Annotated in this window: 17 protein-coding genes; 4 read left to right on the top strand and 13 right to left on the bottom strand. The window is 61.9% G+C overall.

Translation table 11 applies throughout. The features are described 5' to 3' along the window. Nucleotides 1–96 precede the first annotated feature (96 nt). The 4 genes from ACVWYU_RS05485 to ACVWYU_RS05470 all read left to right on the top strand — a co-directional run bounded on the left by ACVWYU_RS05485 (nucleotide 97) and on the right by ACVWYU_RS05470 (nucleotide 3,742). Entirely contained in the window at nucleotides 97–618 is a 522-nt protein-coding gene (locus ACVWYU_RS05485; protein WP_247255775.1) for a GNAT family N-acetyltransferase, read from the top strand. A gap of 112 nt (nucleotides 619–730) precedes the next feature. Further along, nucleotides 731–1,225 (top strand): hypothetical protein, encoded by a 495-nt coding sequence (locus tag ACVWYU_RS05480; protein ID WP_457372155.1) that lies wholly within the window; start codon nucleotides 731–733, stop codon nucleotides 1,223–1,225. Between the two features lie 367 nt (nucleotides 1,226–1,592). Next, on the top strand, nucleotides 1,593–3,266 hold the full coding sequence (locus tag ACVWYU_RS05475; protein ID WP_457372154.1) for a nitrite/sulfite reductase: 1,674 nt from the start codon (nucleotides 1,593–1,595) through the stop codon (nucleotides 3,264–3,266). Continuing rightward, entirely contained in the window at nucleotides 3,263–3,742 is a 480-nt protein-coding gene (locus ACVWYU_RS05470) for a DUF934 domain-containing protein (protein ID WP_457372153.1), read from the top strand. Before ACVWYU_RS05475 ends, ACVWYU_RS05470 begins: the two co-directional genes overlap by 4 nt. Nucleotides 3,743–3,941: 199 nt before the next feature. On the opposite strand, the gene ACVWYU_RS05465 is transcribed toward ACVWYU_RS05470, so the two are convergent. The 13 genes from ACVWYU_RS05465 to ACVWYU_RS05405 form a co-directional block, all read right to left on the bottom strand. Next, a complete protein-coding gene (locus ACVWYU_RS05465; protein WP_457372152.1) occupies nucleotides 3,942–6,308 on the bottom strand; it encodes a tetratricopeptide repeat protein in 2,367 nt (788 codons plus the stop codon). A gap of 159 nt (nucleotides 6,309–6,467) precedes the next feature. Then, nucleotides 6,468–8,981, bottom strand: coding sequence for a fused MFS/spermidine synthase (locus tag ACVWYU_RS05460; protein ID WP_457372151.1), 2,514 nt, complete (start codon nucleotides 8,979–8,981; stop codon nucleotides 6,468–6,470). Nucleotides 8,982–9,151: 170 nt separating this feature from the next. After that, nucleotides 9,152–10,732: an arylsulfatase gene (locus ACVWYU_RS05455; protein WP_457372150.1), complete on the bottom strand. Its 1,581-nt coding sequence runs from the start codon at nucleotides 10,730–10,732 to the stop codon at nucleotides 9,152–9,154. 71 nt (nucleotides 10,733–10,803) lie between these two features. Continuing rightward, on the bottom strand, nucleotides 10,804–11,832 hold the full coding sequence (locus tag ACVWYU_RS05450; protein ID WP_457372149.1) for an HAD family hydrolase: 1,029 nt from the start codon (nucleotides 11,830–11,832) through the stop codon (nucleotides 10,804–10,806). After that, on the bottom strand, nucleotides 11,829–13,271 hold the full coding sequence (locus tag ACVWYU_RS05445; RefSeq protein WP_457372148.1) for a hypothetical protein: 1,443 nt from the start codon (nucleotides 13,269–13,271) through the stop codon (nucleotides 11,829–11,831). The genes ACVWYU_RS05450 and ACVWYU_RS05445 overlap by 4 nt, the downstream gene beginning before the upstream one ends. After that, entirely contained in the window at nucleotides 13,268–14,848 is a 1,581-nt protein-coding gene (locus tag ACVWYU_RS05440) for a VWA domain-containing protein (protein WP_457372147.1), read from the bottom strand. The genes ACVWYU_RS05445 and ACVWYU_RS05440 overlap by 4 nt, the downstream gene beginning before the upstream one ends. Before the next feature lies 1 nt (nucleotide 14,849). Beyond that, complete coding sequence (locus ACVWYU_RS05435) at nucleotides 14,850–15,854, bottom strand: vWA domain-containing protein (protein ID WP_457372146.1); 1,005 nt, start codon at nucleotides 15,852–15,854, stop codon at nucleotides 14,850–14,852. Continuing rightward, complete coding sequence (locus ACVWYU_RS05430) at nucleotides 15,841–16,422, bottom strand: DUF4381 domain-containing protein (RefSeq protein ID WP_457372145.1); 582 nt, start codon at nucleotides 16,420–16,422, stop codon at nucleotides 15,841–15,843. The genes ACVWYU_RS05435 and ACVWYU_RS05430 overlap by 14 nt, the downstream gene beginning before the upstream one ends. Beyond that, nucleotides 16,419–17,354, bottom strand: a complete 936-nt coding sequence (locus tag ACVWYU_RS05425) for a DUF58 domain-containing protein (RefSeq protein WP_457372144.1) — start codon at nucleotides 17,352–17,354, stop codon at nucleotides 16,419–16,421. Before ACVWYU_RS05425 ends, ACVWYU_RS05430 begins: the two co-directional genes overlap by 4 nt. Further along, nucleotides 17,351–18,331 carry an AAA family ATPase gene (locus tag ACVWYU_RS05420; protein ID WP_457372143.1) on the bottom strand — a complete coding sequence of 327 codons (981 nt, stop codon included), beginning with the start codon at nucleotides 18,329–18,331 and terminating at the stop codon, nucleotides 17,351–17,353. The genes ACVWYU_RS05425 and ACVWYU_RS05420 overlap by 4 nt, the downstream gene beginning before the upstream one ends. Nucleotides 18,332–18,427: 96 nt before the next feature. Continuing rightward, complete coding sequence (locus ACVWYU_RS05415; RefSeq protein ID WP_090321018.1) at nucleotides 18,428–19,375, bottom strand: SphA family protein; 948 nt, start codon at nucleotides 19,373–19,375, stop codon at nucleotides 18,428–18,430. 12 nt (nucleotides 19,376–19,387) lie between these two features. Beyond that, the gene (locus ACVWYU_RS05410; protein WP_457372142.1) at nucleotides 19,388–20,794 is read right to left on the bottom strand and encodes a DUF1254 domain-containing protein; all 1,407 of its coding nucleotides are present in this window, start codon (nucleotides 20,792–20,794) and stop codon (nucleotides 19,388–19,390) included. 27 nt (nucleotides 20,795–20,821) lie between these two features. Beyond that, complete coding sequence (locus tag ACVWYU_RS05405) at nucleotides 20,822–22,273, bottom strand: DUF1254 domain-containing protein (protein WP_090321028.1); 1,452 nt, start codon at nucleotides 22,271–22,273, stop codon at nucleotides 20,822–20,824. Nucleotides 22,274–22,275: the final 2 nt, after the last annotated feature.

The raw sequence follows: 22,275 nt of genomic DNA, 5'->3' as shown, positions 1-22,275 counted from the left end.
ACTGCGGGAGCGAGCCTGCTCCCACAGGGGGCTCGCCAGCCGGGAAGGATGCGATATAGAGTGAGCGGCCATGTCTGTATCAAGGATGAGTCACCCATGCCCGCCATCGATCCTGTCATCACCCTCGAACGCTTCAACGAATCCCACATCGAAGGCATCACCGCGCTTTACCACGACCCCATGGTCGCCCGGCAGACGCTGCAAATGCCGTTTCCGTCCCGCGAGACCTGGCGCAAGCGTCTGGCGTCGGACAACGAACGAATCATTCAATTGGTGGCGCTGCATCAGGGCGCTGTTGTCGGCAGCATCACCCTTGAGCAGTTTTCACGTGTCCGTCGCGGCCATGCCGGTACGTTCGGCATGGGTGTCGCGCAGGCGTGGCAGGGCAAGGGCGTCGGCACCAAACTGTTGGCGGCAGCGCTGGATATCGCCGATGACTGGATGAATCTGCGGCGGATCGAACTGTCCGTCTATGCCGACAACGAAGCTGCCATCGGCCTGTATCGCAAATTCGGCTTTGAAACCGAAGGGGTCTTGCGCGATTACGCGGTGCGTGACGGGGTTTTCGTCGATACCTTGAGCATGGCGCGCCTGCGTCGTCCACCCAAGGCCGGTTGAATCAGCGGTTCAGGACAACGCCAGTGCCGCTCGTGCTTTTAGTCGTACGCCCGCGGCGCGCTTCTGCCATGCTCAAGGTCCGCAGCACCGCTTCAACCAAAGGAACATCGCGATGGACGACGTACAGCAACTGGGCGAAATGCTTCGTCATTACGCAGACAGCGAAGCGCACAAGAAGCAACTGTTCGAGACGCAATCGGCCGAATGGGCCAAGCGCATTGACGAGTTGTACGATCAGATCCAGCAGTGGCTGGAACCCGTCAAGGCGCCGAATCTGCTGGAGGTCAGTCGTGAAGCCTATGTCGCATCGGGGCCGAGCGTTCCGGTGGAAACCTCCACCTTCAATACCGAAAAACTGAGCATCCTGATCGCCGGCAAACCGGTGGAGTTCGTGCCGGATGTGATGGGTGTCGGCGGGCAGATTTCAGTGGCGGTAATGGGCTTTACCGCTGCACGCTACGGCAGTGTTTCGCTGGTTTGCCTGCCGCCGTCGGACGGCTGGCAATGGCGCAAGACCAATGGCTTGAAGGACCCGGATACCTTCGCCTTCGATGCGAACTTTCTGGCGCAGCAGTTGCAGAGCCTGATCCCCCGCGAGCGCAACTGAATTCACTGAGCGATGCACAGGGGTGGGCCGCTGCCTCAGAGTTCGAGGTGACCCACGGTTGCAATGCCGTGCACTGTAGAAACCGGGGTGAAAACAATACAGGCTCAGGAAAAGTTCATTAGTGCGGATCAGATTGAAAATGACCATGGCCTGGAGGATCCATCTCTGATACGGCTTTTAAACCCATATCTGAATCTGTAATGAAAATCAGCGTCGGCCCATAGTGCTTCCTCCTGTAGGAGCGAGCCTGCTCGCGATGGGCGTCAACGATGACGCGGGCTGTCTGGATGCCCCCGTTGCCTGTGCGTTTTTCGCGAGCAGGCTCGCGCCTGCAGGGTGATGTGCCAAATCCTGATGAGGTAGCCACATGTATCAGTACGACGACTATGACCGGGCGCTGGTGTTCGAGCGGGTTGCGCAGTTTCGCGATCAGGTCGAGCGCTTCATCGCGGGGGAACTGAGCGAGGAAGAGTTCCTGCCGCTACGCCTGCAGAATGGCCTGTACATGCAGAAACACGCCTACATGCTGCGGGTGGCCATCCCTTACGGCACCCTGAGCGCCCGGCAGATGCGCACGCTGGCAAGCATCGCCCGCGACTACGACCGTGGTTACGGCCACTTCACTACGCGGCAGAACATGCAGTTCAACTGGATCGAACTGGCCGAAGTGCCGGATATCCTCGAACGCCTGGCCCGGGTGGACATGCACGCGATCCAGACCTCCGGCAACTGTGTGCGCAACATCACCACCGAAGCCTTTGCCGGGGTCGCGGCCGACGAAATGATCGACCCGCGCCCGCTGGCGGAAATCCTGCGGCAGTGGTCGACCATCAACCCGGAATTCCTGTTCCTGCCGCGCAAGTTCAAGATTGCCATCTGCTCGGCCGAGCAGGATCGGGCGGCGATCATGATGCATGACATCGGTCTCTATCTTTACCCTGGCAGCGATGGGCAAATGCTCCTGCGGGTCATCGTCGGCGGTGGATTGGGGCGCACGCCGATCCTCGGTTTGCAGATCCGTGAAGGCTTGCCGTGGCAGCATTTGCTGTCTTACGTCGAGGCGGTGTTGCGGGTCTACAACCGCCATGGCCGGCGAGACAACAAGTACAAGGCGCGGATCAAGATTCTGGTCAAGGCCCTGGGCATCGAGGCGTTCGCCCGGGAAGTCGAGGAAGAATGGCAGTACCTGCGGGACGGGCCGGCACAGTTGACCGAATACGAGTACGAGCGCGTGGCCAGTGCCTTCGTCGCGCCGCCATACCGCGAACGGGCGGACACCCGCCTGGATTTCGGCACACAGTTGAGCGCGCACCCGGCCTTCGCCCGTTGGGTGCAGCGCAATGTGCAGGCGCACAAGGTGCCGGGCTATGCCAGCGTGGTGCTGTCGACCAAACCCGGCAGTGCCGCGCCGCCGGGCGATGTCACCAGCGAACAGATGGAGGCGGTGGCCGAATGGGCCGAGCGCTTCGGGTTCGCCGAGATCCGCATTGCCCACGAACAGAACATCGTCCTGCCGGACGTGCCCAAGGCCGATCTGTTCGCGCTCTGGCGCCTGGCCTGCGAGCACAACCTGGGCAGCGCCAACGTCGGCTTGCTGACTGACATCATCGCCTGTCCCGGTGGCGACTTCTGCGCACTGGCCAACGCCAAGTCGATCCCCATCGCCCAGGCCATTCAGGCGCGTTTCGACGACCTCGACTACCTGCACGACCTCGGTGACATCAGCCTCAATATTTCGGGCTGCATGAACGCCTGTGGGCACCATCACATCGGCAACATCGGCATCCTGGGGGTCGATAAGAACGGCAGCGAGTGGTACCAGATCACCCTCGGTGGGGCCCAGGGCAAGAACAGTGCGCTGGGCAAGGTCATCGGCCCGTCCTTCAGCGCCGCCGAAGTGCCCGGGGTGATTGAGCAGATCATCGATACCTTTGTGCGTTACCGCGAGAGCGAGGAGCTGTTCGTCGATACCTTGCAGCGCATCGGCCTGGAACCGTTCAAAGAGGCGGTTTATCCGAAAACGCTGGAGGTATCGGCATGAACAATCTGTTGCGTCTGCAAGAGGGCGTGGCGCGGATTATAGAGGACGACCCATGGATGCTGGTCCGGGACCTGGAGGCGCCATTGCCGGCGGGCAAGCTGATCCTGCCCTTGGCCCGTTGGCTGGAAAACCCTCGGCAACACGCGTTGTGGCTCGGGCCGGACGATGACGTGGAGAGCCTCAAGCCGTGGTTGGCCGAACTGCCGCTGATCGCCGTGGACTTTCCGAGTTTCCGCGATGGTCGCGGCTACAGCCAGGCGTACTTGCTGCGCACTCGATTGGGCTGGACGGGCGAGTTGCGTGCCATCGGTGACGTGCTGCGCGATCAGCTCAGCCACATGCGTCAATGCGGCTTCGACAGCTTCGCGGTGCGGGCGGATAAGTCTGCCGAGGATGCGTTGAAAGGATTGGCCGGCATGAGCGTGTTGTACGGTCGTTCGGTGATAGAACCGCGGCCGTTGTTTCGGCGGCGGTGACTCAGATGGGTTGTTCACAATGTGGCGAGGGAGCTTGCTCCCGCTGGGCCGCGCAGCGGCCCCAATATTTAGTCAGACACGCCGTGCGAGCAGGTCTTACGACTGCTGCGCAGCCGAGCGGGACGGTGAGGTGATCCGACAAGCTCCCTCGCCACAGCAGCACAGCAGCACAGCAGCACAGCAGCACAGCAGCCCACAATCACTTCAACGCCGGATCGCCCATGTTCATTTTTTTCCAGCCCTGCAACAGCACCTGCGCTTTCGGTTCCTGTCCATTGTTCAGGTAGTACTGGATCAACGCCAGGCGCGCATTGCGGTTGGCCGGCTGCACTTTCAATAGCCGTTCCAGTTCTTCGCACGCCTCATCGACTTTGCCGCTGTCGTGCAGCGCCACAGCCAGCACGTAGCCAAACTGGGCACTCTGCGGTTCCAGTTGCGCGGCTTTGCGCAAGAACGGCATGGCCTGGGCGGACTGGCCCGCGCGTACCAGCGACAAGCCCTGGGTATGTTGCAGCAAGGCGGCGTCCGGGTGCTCTTTGAGGCTTTGCGCCAACAGCGCCTGCGCTTCCTGTCCGCGGCCATTGGCCTCCAGCCACTGCACCAGCGTCACCAGTGCCGGGTAGAAACCCGGATCACGCTTGAGCGCGGTGCGCAGTAAGCCTTCGACCTCGTCACTGCGCCCGCTGGCCTGATACAGCATGGCCAGGTTGAGGTTGGATTCGGCACGCTCAGCCAGACTCTTTTGCACGCTTTCGTACTCGGCGATGGCGACCTCCCAATTTGCGCGGGCACTGCCCAGACCCGTGTTCGCGACGCTGAGCAAGTCCCGGGCCGCGGCAATGCGCACGGCTTTCACCGGATCGCCGAGCAACGGCGACAGCAAGACGGCGCGTTCTTCGGGCGGCAGGAACGCACTGATGGCATGGACCGCGCTTTCCCGTACTTGCGGCGCTGGATGGCTCAGGTCCCTGGTCGCCAGTTTCAACGCCTGCTCGCTTGGATACAGCGGCAGCTCGGCGAGCAGGGTCGCCCGTTGAATCGCCGGCAGGTTGCTGCGTTGCAGTTGCTCGTAGAGCGCTTGCGCCGCGCCTGGCTGACCGTTGCGAATCAGCCACAGGCTTTCGTCGTAGCGCGGGGCCTGCACGGGGCTGGCGTTGGCGGTGTTCCACAGCTTGAACTGCTCGGTGACCTTGTTGCCAGCCTTGCCCTGGTGGCAGCTCAGGCAGGCGTCCGGTGTACCGAGTCTTGCCGCACGCTCGGGGTTGGGAATACTGAAACTGTGGTCATGGCGGAAGTCATTGCCCATGTAGAACTTGCCGGGCATGTGGCAATCCACGCATTGCGATCCCGGTTGGCCCATGGCGTGACGGGTGTGTTCGATGGAGTCGTAGTTCTTCGCTTGCAGGCCCTTGCCATCGACGGTTTGCACGGTCGTCTTGCCGGCGGTGTTGTGACATTGCAGACAGACGCCGTTACCCGGCGCCTTGAGCTCGGCGCTGTGCGGGTTGTGGCAATTGCTGCAGCGCACCCCCTTGTCGAACATCTTGCTCTGGGCGAAGGAGCCGTGTTCGAACACTTCGTCCTTGATCTTGCCGTCCAGGGCGTACAGCTCGCGGGTCAGCGGGCTCGGCAGGTAGTCATCCATCAAGCGCTTGCCAACGGTGTAGCCGTCGTCCAATGGCGCGCGGCGCGAGTGGCAGCGGGCGCAGGTCTCGATTTCGACGGTGGCGTTCTTGTCCTTGAGATCGACGGCGAAACCGGCGTGGATCAGATCGGTCTTTTTCGCGATCCATTCCAGGTGGTTCGAGGCCGGGCCATGGCACGCCTGGCAACCGACCCCGAGGCTGTTCCACTGGCTGTCGAAGGTGTTCTTCGCCGCATCGAAATTACGCTTGAAACCGGTGGTGTGGCACTCAATGCACATGAAGTTGGCGTTCTGGCTCGGTTTGCTCCAGTGCAGCGGGTCCTTGAAAGTCACGCCCTGGCCCGGATAGAGATGAAACCAGCGGTGCTTCTCGGTATCCCAGGCCACGCCCAGGGCTTGCAGTCGACCTTCGCCGACCTCGATCAAATATTGCTGCAAGGGCGCAATGCCGAAGGTGTAGGCCACCTTGAAGTCGGCATTCTTGCCGTCGCTGCCGGGGGTGTTGACCCAGAAACCGTCGTCCTTGTGCGAAAAACGGGTGGTTTCGTTTTCCGCCTTGAAGGTGACGTTGTTGAAATCACCGAGCATGGTTTCGGTGTTGGCCGGTTGCATCGCCAATTGGTGATGGGAGCCTTGCCAGTCCTTGACCTGCGCGCTGTGGCAGCTCTGGCATTGTTGCTCATCGACCATTTTGGCCGGCGCCAGGGCAACGGGCTGCGGTGGCGGCTTGACCGGTTCAACGGCGGCCTTGCTGACCGGTGCGTAGGTCAGGGGGGCCGGATTGCCGCTGAACAGAAACCAGCCGATGCCTGCGACCGCCAACAGCAAAATGCCGATGGTGACGGGAAACAGGTAGCGATTGATCAGGGTCGGTTGCGAATCAGGGCTTGTGTTTGCAGCTTTATTTTTATGTTTCGGCATTGCGACTTCCGTGGTCCAGGTGCGTTTGCCGTCAGGCGCGCGTTCAGCGAGAGGCAGCTTTGCCGGATGGCCGGCGTCTGTCAAATGACGCTTGTGATCTTGTGGGAGTGAGCTTGCTCCGGGCTGCGTACCGACGATGGCGGTTTGAAAATTGCCGGATCACTCCCCGCCAAACCAGCGGAAATACGGGTTGCCGCCATCCCCGCGCATCACCTCGCGAGCATCCCTGGCCCAGGCATCACGGTCACCCTCGTAGGCATGCAGGCTCGCCCGATAGAACTGCATCAGGCGTTGCTGGTGGGTGTTCATTCGTTCGATGAAAGCGGCGTCAGCGTTGACCAGGGGCGGGGCACTGCGCAGATTCAGCAGCGCCGGAAGCACGCGGGTAATTTCCTTGTCCCGTACCCAGGGGGCGTATTCGATTCGTGGTTGATCGTCGGTCACCGGTGGCGCATCCGCAGCGAAGTGTTCAAGGCCGGCACGATCGGTGACCCAGGTCGCCAGCAGCGCGGCCGCCGAGCCGATACCGACATCCTGCAAGGTGCTGCGCACGCTGTCCTGCTGGAAGCGCGCGCTGATTTTCGCCGCATCCAGTTCCATCGGCTCCAGCGAACCCACCAGCAGCATCTCGTGGAACTCGCTGGTCCACAGGGTGGCGTAGGGGAAGACATCAAGGAAACTGCGCACCAGCGAGCGTGAGTCGTCGATGTTTTGCGTCGGCAACGGCAGCCATTGGGCGACCAGGCCCTGTTTCTGCAAACGGCTGGCCGCCAATTGATAAAAGTCCCGGGAATACAGATTGACCACGCCGGCAGCGGACGGCGGTGGTGGTTCGAGGGTGATCAGGTCGTAGGGCTGCGGGTTGCGCAGCAGTTCCTGGCGACCGTCGCGCAGTCGGACATCGACACCGGGATCGCTGGCGGCATTGAAGTTGCCCTTGAACAAGGGCGCAGCCTTGACCACCGAGGGCAACAGTTCGGCGACGACGCGATGTTCCAGGCCCGGATAGCGGGTCAAGGCGCCTGCGGTGATCCCGGTGCCGAACCCGATCACCAGCGCCGAGCGCGGTTCTCCGTTGTGGATCAGCAGCGGCAACAGTGCCTGGATGCGCATGTAGCGCAGGGACGGCATGGCGTCGCCGGTGTTGGACACGCCCTGGATGTACAGGCGCTGGAAGGCTTTCTGGCCTTTGCCCTGGGTGACCACGGCAACCGTGCCGCCGCGACCTTCCTCATAGAACGCCAAGGTGCCGTTGCGGGCACCGGGTAGCAGGCTGGCCAGTTTATCGACTGGGGTCAGCAGTGCCAGCACCACCGATAACAGGCCGACCGCGACCACGCCCTGACGCCGGCCTTTCTTGACCCCATGCCCCTTGCGCACGGCGAAGTAGCCGATCCCGGCGGCGATGATCGCCAGCAAGCCAAGAGTCCGCACCAGCCCCAGCAAGGGGATCAGCACAAAGCCGCAGAGCATCACCCCGATAATCCCGCCCAGGGTATTGAACGCCACGACTTCTCCCACATGGCGCCCCACATGGTCGCGCCCGACGCTCAAGCGCAGTGCCACGGGAAACGCCGCGCCGAGCAGCACGGTCGGCACGAACACGATGCTCAGGGCGGCGACCGCAAAGCGTGCGCTCATGCCCAGTAATTCACTGGCGCCCAACGACAGCACCCAGGCTTCGACCAGGCTCTGGGCGAGCACCAGCCAGCGCCCGAGCACGGCGATTTCCAGCAATGCGATCACTCCGGCGCTGGCGATCAGCAGGCCGAATACGCCCCAGGGATCGCGCAGCCGATCAACCCGTCGAGCGAGCAGCGCGCTGCCCAGGAACAGCCCGGTAAGGTACGTCGCCAGCACCACGGCAAAGGCATAGGTGCGCGTGCTCATGAACTGCACGATGGACTGTGACCACACCACTTCGTAGCCAAGAGCCACGCCTCCGGCAATCGAATACAGCCACAGGGCCAGGCGATCCGGTGCCTTGTCCGTGTGGTGTTTGACCGGTGCTTCAACCGGCAGTGAACGATGGCGGTGGAACCACAAGGCCCCGGCAGCGGCCAGCAGGTTCAGCATCGCGGCAGCCAGGGCACTGCCGCGCACGCCGAGGGTGGCGATCAGCACGAACGCCGCGAGCAGGGTGCCGGCGATGGCGCCGGCGGTATTCGCCGCATACAAGTGTCCGCCAGCCTTGCCCAATTGTTGCGGGTGACTGGCCAACGAACGAACCAGCACGGGTAAGGTGCCACCCATCAACAGGGCGGGAATGCCCACCAGGGCAAACGGCAACACCCAGGCCAGCAGACCGATGTGCTGTTCCAGCCAGGCGAAAGGGCTGGCCGCCAGGCTCATGGCGAAGGTCGCGCCGACGCCGAGCACCGCCACCAGCACTTCCAGCCCGGCATACAGCAGCACCGGTTGCTGCAAGCGGTCCGCCCAGCGGCCGAACAGCAAGCCCCCCAGGGCCAGGCCTGCAAAAAACGCACTGATGCCGGTGGTGATGGCGTACACCTCGACGCCCACCACCAGCGACAGTTGTTTGATCCACAGCACCTGATACACCAGTGCCGCGGCACCGGAGACGAACAGCAACAGGGCGGGGATCAACAGCGCCGGGGAGGCGACGTGAGGGGCAGGTATGGCCGACGACTTGCTGGCGACACGTGATGACATGGGGCTGATGCCTTGTACGATTTTCGGATTGAAAAAAATCTGTGGGCGCTGGCTCAGACACTCTGTCTGTCGATCGGACGGTCGCCATCGCTGGCAAGCCAGCGCCTACAGTTGTGCGCTTTCAGAAAAAAGTCCGCTCGCCGGTGAAGGCGAGCGGCGGTCAAGCGGTCTTACTGTGCAGCTTTCATTTTTTCGGCAATCTTGGCATCTACCGCGGCACGGATCTGGTCAACACTGAAGCTGGCCGGTTTCTGGCTAGGTGGATACTCGATGAAGGTCTGCAGGAACTGCGCAGATTTGGTCACTGCCTGGGCAACCAGATAAACGTTTTTGGTGGTCCAGTCGTAGTACTGGTCAGACACGATGTCCGCCCGTTCGTACGGGTCCATCCGCAGGTTGAAGATTTTCGGTACCCGCAGGCAAACGAACGGTTCGCTCCATACTTTGAAGCCGCCCGGCGCACGCTGCTCGCAGAACACCGCTTTCCAGTTGCCGAAACGCATCGACACCAGCATGCCGTCATCGTTGAAGTAGTAGAACTCCTTGCGTTCGCCTTTGGGTTGCTGACCGGTCAGGTAGGGCAGCTGGTTGTAGCCGTCCAGGTGCACCTTGAAGCTGGTGCCGCCCGAGGTGGGTGCCCAGCCCTTGAGCAGTTTGTCTTTCACATCGGCATCGCCGGCAGCGGCGAGCAGGGTCGGGAACCAGTCCATGCCCGAGAACATCTCGTTGGACACTTCACCGGCCTTGATCTTGCCTGGCCAGCGCACCATGGCCGGTACGCGGTAGGCGCCTTCCCAGTTGGAGTTCTTCTCGTTGCGGAACGGCGTGGTCGCCGCGTCCGGCCAGGAGAACTGGTTCGGGCCGTTGTCGGTGGTGTAGACGACGATGGTGTTGTCGGCGACTTTCAGGTCATCGAGGGTCTTGAGCAGTTTGCCGACGTCGCCGTCGTGTTCGAGCATGCCATCGGCGTACTCGTTGCCCGGCATACCACTCTGGCCTTGCATTGATTCACGTACGTGAGTGAAGGCGTGCATGCGCGTGGTGTTCATCCAGACGAAGAACGGTTTGTCCGCCTTGGCCTGCTTCTCGATGAACGCCTGGGCGGCGGCGGTGGTTTCGTCGTCGATGGTTTCCATGCGTTTTTTGGTCAAGGCACCGGTGTCCTCGATCTTGCCGTCGGCGAAGCTGTGGATCACGCCGCGTGGAGAGTTGGCCTTGACGAACTCGGCGTCGTCCTTGGGCCAGTACGGGCGTTCAGGCTCTTCTTCGGCATTGAGGTGATAGAGGTTGCCGAAGAACTCGTCGAAACCATGGTTGGTCGGCAGGTACTCGTCCTTGTCGCCCAGGTGGTTCTTGCCGAACTGGCCAGTGGCGTAGCCAAGGCCCTTGAGCGCCTGGGCGATGGTGATGTCACGCTTTTGCAGGCCGACAGGGGCGCCCGGAATGCCGACTTTCGACAGACCCGTACGCAAAGGTGTCTGACCGGTAATGAACGACGAGCGCCCGGCGGTGCAGCTGTTCTCCGCGTAATAGTCGGTGAACATCATGCCTTCCTTGGCGATGCGGTCGATGTTCGGCGTCTTGTAACCGACCACACCCATGGAATAGGCGCTGATGTTGGTCTGGCCAATGTCGTCGCCAAAAATCACCAGAATGTTGGGTTTTTCCGCGGCCACGGCAGTGGCCGAAATCGCCATGACCGAAGTCGCCACCAGGGCAAGCTTGGGTAACCATTTGCGTATGCGAGTCATCTGACTTGCTCCTTTTGCTTACGTCGCTCGGTGCGACAAACGTTCATTGCGGTCCTGCGTTACGCTTTTTTTTATTGCACTTGCTCAGGTGTGGCGGCATCGAACGGGTAGATCCGACGCCATTCGGTCGCCATGTCGACGACCGTCCAGCCACGTTTGTTGGCTTCGTCCAGGGCCTTGTCCAGCCGGCCGATCTGCGACTCGCGGTCATAGGCCCACTCGCGTTTGGCGTCGGTGTGATGCACCAGGCCCATGAAGCGCTTTCCCGGCCCGGCGGCGGTCCACTGCAGCATTTGCAGGTCGCCGTCGGAGTTGCCGAAAGCCAGGATTGGCCGCTTGCCGATGACGGCGTCGATGCTTTCCGGTTTGCCCGGGCCGTCGTCGTTGTGCGCCAGTTTTCGCGTGCGCAGGATCGACGCCTGGCCATTCTTGTACTGAAACGCCGTGACGAAAGTGGTGCCGATCACCCGCTCGGGCGGGATGCCGTAGACCTTCTCGGCGAAGGCGCGCATGAAACCGGTGTCGCCACCGGAGACGATGTAGGTCTTGAAGTCTTCACTGCGCAGGTAGTCGAGCATTTCCAGCATTGGCTGGAAGATCATCTCGGTGTAGGGCTTGCCGGTTTTCGGATGGCGCGCCTGGCTGAGCCAGGTCTTGGCGTAGTCGTCGAAAGCCTCGGTGGTCATGCCGGTGTGGGTCGCACCGAAGATCTTCATCATGCCGTCCAGGCCGGTGGCCGCCAGCGCCTTGTGATCGTTTTCCAGCACCGCCTGGAACGGCTGGGTGGTTTTCCACTCCGGGTGTTGGGGCGCGGTGCGCTTGACCTCTTCCAGGGCAAACAGCAGCTCGAAGTACATCGGTTGCTCGCTCCACAAGGTGCCGTCGTTATCAAACACGGCAATGCGGTCCTCGGGTTTGACGAAGTCCTTGCTGCCTTGATCGGTCACCGCCTGCACGAACTCGATGATGTGCTTTTTCGCTGGACCGTCGTTCCAGGAGGGCAGGGGTTCGGCGGCCTGAACCAGCAGTGGCAGGCTCAAAGCCAGGGCTAGCAGCAGCTTCAACCGGTGAAAGTGGCGGTGGCTGATCGGGTTCGTCATGGGCGTTCCTTCGAGTGAACCGGATTGAGTGGTCGCAATGCAGGAGCGACTGATTCTTTGTTGTACTCGGCCTGACTATGCAGCGTAGTCAAGGATTCCTTGAGTTGGTGCAGTGCCTGATCTTTGGTGGGCTCGCGGCCGTAGCAGGCGCGTAGAAAGGCTTGCAGGCGCGGGCCGAAACCCGTCAGCTTCAAGCCCGTTTGGCTGCGGCGTGTCCACAGGTACAGCGCGCTCAATTGTGGCGGTTTGCTATCAAGCTGCGCCGGGATTTGCCGCCAGGCATAGTCGGCAGAGCCCAGCCAGGCGCTGTGTCGGGCCTGACGCCTGGCCTTGGCCCCGAGGTACGCGCGATGGACGAAGGGGCGGGCAAACCAGGCGAGTAGCGCCACGCTCGACAGCAACGCCAACAGGCTGAAAGCAAAGCCCGAAAGGTGCAGGCGATGGGGCTGACCGAGTTGCTTCAGGTCTTCGCTGATCGAAAACACCGGCCGATAGGCACTGTTGGCGGCGGCGTCGAAATTCACGGCGGGCACTTGTGCGGTGCGGGTCTGCTGGCTGCTGGCGTCCCACCATTTCAACTCGATGGCCGGCAAGGTGTGAGGGCCTTGGGTGTCGATGCGGTAGGTCACGCTGTCGATACGCTGGCCGCCGGTGAAGTGGCCGCGGCCGTCGTCCAGCGTGCTGACCTGCGGGTTCTTTGCATATCGACTGAGGCCGCTGGCTTCCCTCAGCGGCGGCGTCGGCAATGACATGGCCAGGGCGCCGTCGGCTTGCAGTGTCAGTTGTCGGGTGAGGCTGTCGCCGACCTTCAGCGGAGTCGCGGAATTGATGATTTGCTGGGTGAAACGCAATCCCTGGGCGACCAGCACCGGTTCGCCGGGCGCGAAGCCCGCTGGTTGCGCCGCCGTGAAGTGCAGCGGCTGGCTCTGGGCGCTCAGTTCGACGCTGGCCTGACCCGGGGTGGCGCGCACGCTCAGGGCGGGAATGTCGAAGCCCTGCGCCACATTCGGTGTGATCAGGTAGCTGTAGCGCATGCCGTTGAATGACTTGCCGTCGAGCGTCTGGTTCAGGTGCTCGGCGTGGCCGTCCGGCGGTATCACCAGCGCACCGGGCAACGTGAACTCGGGCAGGGTAGGGGCGTTGGTGAACCAGGTGTCGGTGAGGACATCGAGGTGCAATTCGACCAGGCTGCCGACCATGGCGGTGTTGGCCGGTTGCAGGCTGGTCTGGACGCGCAGTTCGGGTTCGGCGGCGAGAGCGGTGGTGCTGATCAGGCACAGGAGCAAGGTGCCGAGTATTGTGTTGCCTGGGCAGGAGCCTTCGCGGGCAAGCCGGCTCCCACAGGTTGCGCGCCGTTCATGACGTTTGGGGACGACAACGATCCCTGTGGGAGCTGGCTTGCCGGCGATGGGAGTGACTGGGTCTCGCAGACTGATCATGGCTTCACTCCCGCCTGATCCTGCAAACTGAATTTTTGCTTCAAGAACTTCGCTGGCGATGTCGTGAGGTTCTGCAACCACTGTTCATCCGAGGCTGCCCGATCGGTTTGCACTGTTCTGCTCTGGCCCTTGCCGGGAGCCTTGTCCATCTTGATGGCGTCCGGTTTGACTTTGGGGGCGTTTTTTTCGGCGCTTTCGGTGTCTTTCTGCAAGGCCATGGCCAAGGCCAGGTTGGCCGTGGCTTCAGGGAACTGCGGCTGCAATTTCAGCGCCTGGGTGTAGGCGGCGATGGCCTCGTCGAATTTGAAGCGGCGCACGTAAATGTTGCCCAGGTAGAAATACGCCTGGGGCGTTTCCAGGCGGGCGAAACTGGCCAGGGCCAGGTCGAAATCGGCGGCGTTGTAGGCCGCGATGCCTTTCCAGTACGGGTCAACGAAATGCGCTGCGGCTTGTGGGAAGTGCCCGTGCTCGAATGCCCATCGGCCTTGCTGGTCCGGGGTAAGAAACGCGTCGGTCAGGGCGTTGGCCTGTGCGGGTGACGGTTGCAAGCCAATACCCATGGCCAGTAAAAAACCGGCGATCCAGTTCAGGCTCCAACCCTTGCGCACGCTGAAGAACGCGATCAACAGCAACGGCCAGCACAGCCAGTATCCGGCGTCTTTCCAGTGCAGTTCGCGCTGTTCGTCGCTGGCACTCTGGAAATGCTGCTGGGCCTGCAGTTCGATCCAGTCCAGATCGTCGTTATTGAGGGTCAGGCTGCCCAGTGGTGCATCCAGCGTTGAGGCGAGCTGCTTGAGGGCGGCCTGATCGAAGCTACCCAGCGCCGGGCGACCGTTGCTGTCGGTGCGCGGCTGGCCGTCGGCAGTTTGGATGATGCCGCCGTCCTCGCTGCCGACGGCCAGGATCAGCACTTGCAGCGCGCTGTCGTCCAGCCGTTTGTCCAGACCCGCCAGCGCCGATGTGTCGGCACCGTCGGTGATCAACAAGAGCGTCCCCGGCGCTTTTTCGGCACTCAGCAAACGCTTGGCCTGATCGATGACTGCTCCGACATTTTTCCCCGGTTTGCCGATCAGATCGGTGCCCAGTGCCTGGATAAAGGTATCGAGCAGGGCCGGGTCATCCGTGGGCGGCAACACCAGGTGCGCACTGCCGGCATAGGCGATCAGCGCGTTGCGGGCGCCGGCGCGACGCTGGATCAGGTCATGCAACTTGTGTTTGGCCGCTTCCAGGCGTGTCGGTTGCACATCGTTGGCGTCCATGGACGGCGACAGGTCGAGGGCGATGATCAACGGCGCCCGGTTTTGCAGAAAGTCAGGGCGATCCTGCTCCCAGGTCGGTCCGGCGGCGGCCAGCGCGCCGAGCGCCAACAGCGCGCAAACCAGATGCACCGGGCGCAGCCACTGTTGGTCCTGCGGGGTAATCAGGAGGTGCGGCAGCAAATGCTCGGCAATGTTGCTGCGCAATCGCCGCTGCAAGTCGCGGCTGCGCCGCCAGAGCCACGGCAGAACGGCGGCGAAGGGCAGCAGTAACAACCACAGTGGACGCAGGAAATGGAAGTCGCTGAGGTTGATGTCCATCTCAAACCTCCTGCCGCTGACGGGCAATGGACACGCGTGGCCACAGCAGGGCGCCCAGGTGATAGAGCGAGAGTAAGGCGATCGCCGCCCCGAGCGGCCACCAGAACAGATCACGTTTGGGTTGATGACTGAGGGTCTTCACTTGATGCGGCGTGAGGGTATCGAGGGTGTTGTAGACCTGATCCAGCGCATTGCGGTCTTCGGCGCGGAAGAACTTGCCACCGGTGGCGGCGGCGATCTGCTGCAAGCCCTGCAGGTTGACCTTGGCTTCACCGGAGGCGTCAGGATCGCCGATGCCGATGGTGTGAATCACCACACCCTTGGCCGCCGCCATGGCCGCCGCCATGGCCGCCGCGTGATCCGGAGTGATGGCGCTGCTGGTGTCGTTGCCGTCGGTGAGCAGGATCAGCACTTTCTCTTGTTCGCGGGCCTGGTCGAGCAGTTTCAGGCTCAAGCCGATGGCGTCGCCAATCGCTGTATTGGGGCCGGCCATGCCGATGCCGGTGTCGTCCAGCAACAGCGACAGGCTGGCGTGATCGAGGGTCAAGGGGGCCTGCGGGTAAGCGCCGCTGCCGAACACGATCAGGCCGAGACGATCCTCTTTGCGCTTGTCGATGAAGCCATGCACTACCGCTTTGACGGCGTCCAGGCGATTGATTTTCTGGCCATTGGCGTCGGTGAAATCGGTGGTTTCCATGGACTGTGAAAGGTCGATGGCCAGCATCAGGTCGCGCACCGGTTGCTGACGCTCGATGGGTTTTTCCACGTACACCGGCCGGGCCGCCGCCAGCAGCAACAGTGCCCACACCAGCAGGTTCAACAGCAATTGCCAGCGGTTGCTGCGGGTGCCGGCCTGACTGGGAGCCTGGCCGACGGCACGGCTCATGGCGGTGAAAAACGGCACACGCACGGCGCTGCGCGCCTCACGGTAGTCAGGCAGGTAGCGATAACCGAACCATGGCAATGGCAGCAACAGCAACAGCCAGGGGTAATCAAGCTGCCACATGATGATGCTCCACCCAGGTTTTGCAGGTGTCGAACAGCTGCTGGCGTTGCTCATTGGGCAGTGCACGCAAAGCCGCATCGGGGGCATATGCAAGTAGCGACAGTTGTTGGCTGAAGTTGGCGGGCAACGGCTGCTTGCAGTGGCGCTGCAAAAACGCCTGCCAATCATCTTTTCCAAGTGCTGCCGGCGACTGTGGGAGCGAGCCTGCTCGCGATAGCGGACTGTCAACCACCTTCGTCGTTGAATGTTGAGCCGCCATCGCGAGCAGGCTCGCTCCCACAGGGTGTGCGGCTGGCATGGAGAGGGCGGTACGTTTTAGAAGTTCTGGAAGTTCGCGCAACGCGTTCAGGTCATCACTGCGCTTTTGCAATTGCGCCAGGCGCAGCAGCGCCTCGCGCCGATAACGGTCCCGCCGCCATTGCCAGTAACGCCGCGCGCTGACCAGCAACACCGTCACTGTCAATAGCGCCAACAATGCCCACCAACCCCACGTTTGCGGTGCGTAGCTGGCCGCCGCTGGCAGGGCAATTTCCTGGAGTTGGTCAATGCTCGGAACGTTCGGATTCATCGCCGCGCTCCCGCCAGTTTGCCCAGCTCGGCGCGCAATTGTTGCTGTGCCTCGGTGGCGGTGCTGAACATCATCAAAGGCACCCGACTGCGCCGCAACAGCGTTGCAACGTCCTTCAGCCGGCCACTTAGAAAGTCTCCCAAAGGCTGGTGTACCTGACGGCGTTCCACCGCCAGCTCTACCTGCAACTCACCTTGGGTGATCAGCAGGCGGCCGTTTTTCGGCAGGTTCAGGGCCAGCGGATCGTAGACCTGCATGGCGATCACATCGTTGTGCGTGGCCAATTGGCGCATCAGCTGCAAGGTTCGTTCACCGGCCCCGGCAAAGTCACTGACGATGCAGATCAGGTGATCGTGCCCGGCCAGGGCCAGGCACTGCTGCAACACCTTGTCGAGTTGCTCTTCGCCTTCGGCGTCCGGGTTGGCCGCATTCAGTGCCTGGTTTTGCTGGGCGATATGGCTGCACAACGCTTCGATCCGCTTGCGGCTGCGCAGCGGTGTGATGCTGTCGATGCGTTGGTCGTTGAACACCAGCCCGCCGACCCGGTCCCCGGCGTTGAACACCATCCAAGCCGCCAGGGCGCCGAGTTCAGCGGCGACGGCGGATTTGAAGCTGCGTTGCGAGCCGAAAAACATCGACATGCGCTGGTCCACGACAATCAACGCCGGACGGTCCCGCTCTTCGGTGAAGGTGCGCACCACCGGTTTGCCGGTGCGCAACGACGCACGCCAGTCGAGGTGACGCAAATCGTCCCCGGGCTGGTAACGGCGCAATTCATCGAAGTTCAGGCCACGGCCCCGCAGGCGCGACGCATGGTTGCCGGCCAGGATGCTGCCCCGGGGCTGACGCGCAAGAAAACTCAAGTCACGGGCCTTGAATTCCAGCGCCATCAATTGCGCCAGAGAGACATAGACCAGGCCGTCGGCGTTCATGCGGGAATTGCCACTTTATCGAGCAATCGGTCGAGCACCTGATCAGCCGTTACGCCATCGGCCACCGCGTCATAACTCAGTTGCAGGCGATGGCGCAGTACCGGGTGCACCACGGCGCGCACGTTATCCGGTGAGACGAAGTCCTGGCCCTGCAACCAGGCGTCGGCGCGGGCGCAGCGGTCCAGGCCGATACCGCCGCGAGGACTGGCACCGATATTGATCCAGCGCCCGAGGTCGACGTCGTAATCGGCCGGATGGCGGGTGGCATTGATGATGTCGATCAAGTAGCGGTCGATGGCCGGGGATACGTGCACCGTGCTGACTTCCCGGCGCGCGGCGAAGATCACGTCCTGGGCCAGGGCGAAGCCCTGCACTGGAGCAGTCTTGGCGCCGAGTGCCTGTTCTTCCTCGCGCAACAGGCGCAGCACCTGGCTCTCGTTTGCCGCGCTGGGGTAATCCAGCAGGACTTTCATCAGAAAGCGGTCCATCTGCGCTTCGGGCAGCGGGTAGGTGCCTTCCTGTTCGATGGGGTTCTGTGTCGCGACAACGATGAACAGTTCCGGCAGCGCATGACTGTTGCCGGCCACGGTGATTTGCCGCTCTTCCATGGCTTCGAGCAACGCCGCCTGGGCCTTGGCCGGGGCGCGGTTGATTTCGTCGGCCAGGATCAGGTTGCCGAACAGCGGGCCCGGCTGGAAGCGGATCTCGTTTTTGCCCTCGACCTGATGCAGCACCTCGGCGCCGGTGATGTCAGACGGCAGCAAGTCCGGGGTGAACTGGATGCGGCTCATCTTCGCGTCCAGGTGTTTGGCCAGTGCCTTCACCGTGCGGGTCTTGGCCAGCCCCGGCAGGCTTTCCAGGAGCAAGTGCCCATTGGCCAGCAGGCCCAGGAGGATCTGCCGAATCACCTGGTCCTGGCCCAGTACGGCTTCGGCGATGCTGGCTTGCAGGGCGTTGAGGTCATTGAGTGCGGTCATGGGTTACTCCTCGCTCAAAACATAAAGGTCGGAATGACCGGGGTGGAAGACGGGCGGAATTTCCAGCGGGCGCTGATGATCATCCCTGGCGATCTCCTAGAAAAACGCGAGGGTCAGGTTGATGTTGAAACCATTGCCTTCCGGCCGGTTCTTGGTGTCGAACTCGGGCACCCAGCGGGCGCTGACGCTGGCCTGGGCATCGGCGAACTTGCCGCTCCAGCCCACGGAAGGGCCGGCCCCCACCGAACGTCCGCGAAAGCCAGTGGTAGAGCCACTGCCGGAGTCATCGGTGATCTGCTGGATGTAACCGGCAACCAGACCGGCGTTCCAGCCGTTGCCGAAACCATGGGTCCACAGGGCGTCGAGGGTGAAGATGTCGCCGTTTTTATAATCGGTGGCGTTGTTTTCGGTATAGAACTCCAGCCCGCCCGACAGCGTGAACTCGCCGCCCTTGCCGTCCGCGTGAGTAAACGCCACGGTGGGCATGAAGGTGTAGGTGTTCTGTCCGGGGTTGGCCAGGCGATTGTCGTTGTAGGCACCGGTCGGGACGTAGATCGGCAGGGACAAGGAGAGGTGGTTGACCTCGTCGAAGTGGTAGCCGGCGGCAATCGGTGTCACCAGCATGTCGGCGAACTGGGTGCCGGTGTCTTCATTGCCCAGTGTGCGGCCACGGGGGCCGCTGATGCTCGCGGTGACGTCGGTGTATTGCACCGGCACGCCAATGGCCGAGGCATAGTTCCAGCTTCCCTTGCCGGTGTCCCAGATACGGGTGAAGTTGGCCATGGTGTAGGACACCTTCATGTCCACCCCGGTACTCAAGGCACCGACAATCGGCACTTGGGTGTTGCCCTTGAGATCGCCGTCGTACCAGATGCTGGTCAGGGACATCACCCAGCCCGGCGCCGGCGGAATGACCCCCGCATTGGAAAACACCTGCTGACCGGTGATCGGCCGGCCAACGCCGCCCTCGGCTGCCAGCACCAGCGGGCTACCCCCAACCATGCACAGCGCCAACAAAGGGCGCACTACTGAAGGCCTGATCATCACTGACTCCGCTTATTTGTCTTTTTGGTCTACAGGGGTCAGCAACGGCATATTCCATTGGCCATTGGTGACTTCCGGTTTGGGCAGGTAGAGGCGCAGTACGCCGTAGAACGGACCGTTCGGTGCCGGCAGCCAGTTGCTTTGCAGGTCTTTGGCCGGCGCCTGGTGCTGTACATAGAGGGTCAGGCCACCATCGGTATCGCGTTTGAGGTCAGGCAGCATGCGCGAGTTGATCAGGTAGCGATTGAGCGGGTTGGCCACAAGGAGTTTGTTCTGGCCGTCGTACATCGTCAGCGACCAGAACGCGTCGGCCGGGGGCAGGGCGTCTTTGTCGAAGTGCAGGGTGTAATCGTGTTTCGAGGCATCGACCGGTTGCCCGTCCTTGTCGACGAAATAGCCGATGTAATCCGCTTCTTCGGCGGAGTTGCCGAAAATCCCCATGTTGGCGCCGGCGTAGCGATACAGGTAATTGCCCTTGAGGTGGTCGCGGGTGCCGAACACGTCGCCGCTGGAGACTTCGTGGGTGTCGACTTTGGTTTTCTTGAATTCGGCGAACTCGGCCTTGGCGTCGCTGATGCCGTCCTCCAGGGCCTTGCGCTGGTCCGGGCTGAGGGTGTTGACGTTGAACGGCTTGCCGGCTTCGATGCCGATTTTCGCGAATCGCCCCAGCAGGTCCTTTTCCACGTCCTGGGAGGGTGCGAAGGACAGCATGAAGTTCAGGTAACGGAAGATGTCCGGGGTGTCGCTCATGGTCGGTGTGGGTTTCGGCCAGTCGATCTTCGGCGCAGCCGGTGGCGCCTTTTGCTTGTCGTAGTGGCTCAGGGTTTCGACCTTGTAGCCCTTCTGGATCTGCTTGACCTTGGCCAGGTCCTTGTCATCGAACAACTGGGTGCGATACAGCGCGTAGGCGATGTTGCTTTCGCTACGCAGCAGGCGGTCGATGTTCAGCGGTTGCTGACCCTGCCAGTTGGGCCCGGCGATCATGTAGTGGCCGCCATTGTTGCCGGTGCTGCGGGTCCCCAGGTAGGCGAAGTTCTGCGTGTAGGCGTCGATCAATTGCACCGAGTAGTAACGGTGCTCTTCGATAGGGGGCAAGGTCAGCACCAGGGGCTCGGCGCGCAGATCCATCCAGACGAAGGAATAGGGCGTGTCGGCATTTGGCGTGACGAACGCGGTGTCCCTGGCGGTAAACGCCTTGGCGGTGTTGCCGATCTGGTTGAACGGTGCCTTGAAGTTCGGGCTCTTCTTGTCCACGGCCTGGGTGTACAGCGTCTTGTACATCTCCACCACGGGGAAACCATACAGATAGGCTTCCTTGGCAATGCTCCGGGCTTCTTCCGGGGTGGCGGTGAAGTCGGCCGAGGCGCTGGTACTCAGGGTCAGGGCCAGACCGCTCAACAGTAAATTGCGCTTATTCATGGTGGGTCCTTGTTGAAATCCTGCCCGTCATTTCACGGCTGTGATGTCGTCGAGTTTCCAGGTCTTGTTGAAATAGGCTTCAGTCGGGGCATACAGGCGGAAGTAGCTGAACCAGTGTTTGCCCGGCAGGGTTTGCACCCAGTTGTTCTCGAAGCCTTTTGGCGCGGTCGGGCCGAAGTACAGGTCCACCGAGCCATCGGTGTTCTTTTTTAGGTCCTGGCGTGACGACAGGTCGGCTTTGCGTTGTGGGTTATCAATCAGGCAACGGCTGTCGGTGTCGTACACGGTCAACGACCAGAACTGCTTGGCTGGCGGGTTGGCGCCGACGTGGAGACGATAGTGCTTGCCGCCGTCGAGCCAGTTGCCCTTGTCGTCGGTGTAAGCGCCGAGGTAGGTCTGGCCCAGGCCCGGGGTTTTGGAAACCATGCCTTTGGTGTTGGTGACCGCTTCGTAAAACCAGGCACTGCGTTCCCACAACTGGTCGTAATAGGCCACGCGCTGCGACGGCTCGGCGATGTTCAGTACGGTGTCCCATCGCCGGTCCGGCCAGTACTGTGCGCCGGGGAAACGTTTGGCGAACGTGTTGGCCTTGGCGATCAGTTCACCCACCAGGGCTCCTTGCTCCAGGGCCTTGTGTTGGGCTTCGGTCGGGTTGAACGGTTTGTCTTTCTCGATGCCAAGGCTGGCGAGCATGGCCATGTAGAAGCGGTCACGTTCGTTGACCGGTTCTTTCTGGATGATCTGGTGCAGGCGCTGCCAATACGCCAGGCCGCGTGGCTGGGTGCCGGACCAGGCTTTGCCACCAGGAGAGAGCAGTTTGGTCTTTGCCGGATCGGCGCGTTTGGCGTAGGGATACATCTTGAACTGTTCGACCAGTGCCGTGCCTTTGGCCGGGTCCGGATCGAGCACGCGAAAACCTACCAGCACGTTCATGGTTTCCGATTTGGCCAGGTAATACTTGCCGGCATCGGCCGGCGGTTCGACGCCTGGTGGCAGCACCAGGTATTTGCCGCCCTGGCCCTTGTCGGGGCCGGTCTGGCCCATGTCGATGATTGCGCGCTGCCAGAAATCACCGACGCCCCCTGCGGTCGGGCCGGGCGGCAATTCGATGACCAGCGGGCCGGTTTCATTGAGATCGACGAAACCGAGGATGTACGGTGTGGTGGCGTTGGCGGTGATCACACCGAGCTTGTCTTCGTAGCTGTTGAGCACCATCAGGTCGCCGCTGCGGGCACCCAGTTTGTCGCGGAATTCTGCCTGCCATTGGGCGTAAGACACCAACGGCAAGGCCCAGAGGTAACTTTGGGTGGCTTGCTGGAAATCCAGTTCGGCATACAGTTTGGCAATGGATTCGTGAGCCGGCAGTTCGCCCTCCATGGCAATTTTGCCGATTCGGGTGTCGAGGTCCTGAGCGCCGACACCACAACTGACGAACATCGTCATCAGGCTGAAACCGGCTACGCGAATGGCACCGTGCATAA

It is taken from the genome of Pseudomonas sp. TE12234 (genome assembly GCF_054061835.1).
Note: the sequence above shows the minus strand (reverse complement) of the source record. Positions and strands in the feature narration are given on the sequence as shown.